This is a genomic window from Bacillus sp. Xin1, assembly GCF_013314535.1.
Lineage (GTDB): Bacteria > Bacillota > Bacilli > Bacillales > Bacillaceae_G > Bacillus_A.
The window spans coordinates 1-1,026 of sequence record NZ_JABUAE010000140.1 but is presented as its reverse complement, the minus strand read 5'-3'; the positions used below and the strand labels follow the sequence as shown (position 1 = coordinate 1,026).

Annotated in this window: 1 pseudogene; it reads right to left on the bottom strand. The window is 34.0% G+C overall.

Features of this window, described 5'->3' with window-relative positions:
• Window positions 1-39: 39 nt before the first annotated feature.
• Window positions 40-1,026 (bottom strand): annotated as a pseudogene (locus HRG09_RS28115) (IS3 family transposase); the annotation flags it as partial.

Genomic DNA, 1,026 nt, shown 5'->3' with positions numbered 1-1,026 from the left:
TGGATTTGAGTCAATATTTTGGACACAAAAAAGTTAAATCTAAGCTACTTTTATAGCCAGATCTTCTATTGTTTGAGGAGTTTTATAACCGATGCTACTATGGATTCGCTTACGATTATAAAATCCCTCAATGTATTGAAATAGCGCTAGATTTGCTTCTTCAAATGAGACATATTTTGTACGATATACTTCTTCTTTCTTTAAAATGGCGTGAAATGACTCAATACAAGCGTTATCGTATGGACAACCTTTTTTACTGAAAGAAGGCTTGATTTTATAATTCGCGAGTAAGGTTTGAAATTCCTGACTTGTATATTGTGTTCCTAAATCAGTATGTAGAATGAGACCTTTTTGTGGTTTCTGTGTGTGGTAAGCGTTTTCTAATGCTTTTACCACAAGGCTCGTTGTCATATTTCGTGAAAATGAATACCCAATAATTTTCTTAGAATACAAATCCATTACTGATGCAAGATAACACCAGCCATCTTTTTGCGTGTGAATATAAGTGATATCCGCTACCCATTTTTCATTAATTGTCGTTGTAGAGAAGTCTTGTTCTAATAGATTTATTCGTTCTTCTACAGTTGTTTTTGATGAATGTGGTTTGTATTTTTTCAAGATATTAGAACGGATATTTGCTTTCTTCATAAGCCGTTGTACACGTTTTATACTTACTTGAAACCCTTGTTTCAATAGGGTTTGATGAATCTTCGGTGCACCGTAACGTTCTCCACTCTCTTGATGAATTTGTATAATCTTTTGGGTTAATTCTTCATTTTCACGACTACGTTTTGACTCTGTTTTGTGCTGAGATTGGTAATACGAACTTCTTGCTATTCCAAGCGTTTGACACATCGTACGAACAGAGTGTGTTTCTTTTTGACAATCGATAAATTGATGTAATTCTGTATCGTTTATTTTTTCGCGAATATGGCCATAGCCTTTTTTAAAATCTCATTCTCCTCTTTCAGGCGAAGCATTTCTTTTTGCATTCGTTTTAGATTTTCTGGAGTCATTTCTTCCTCA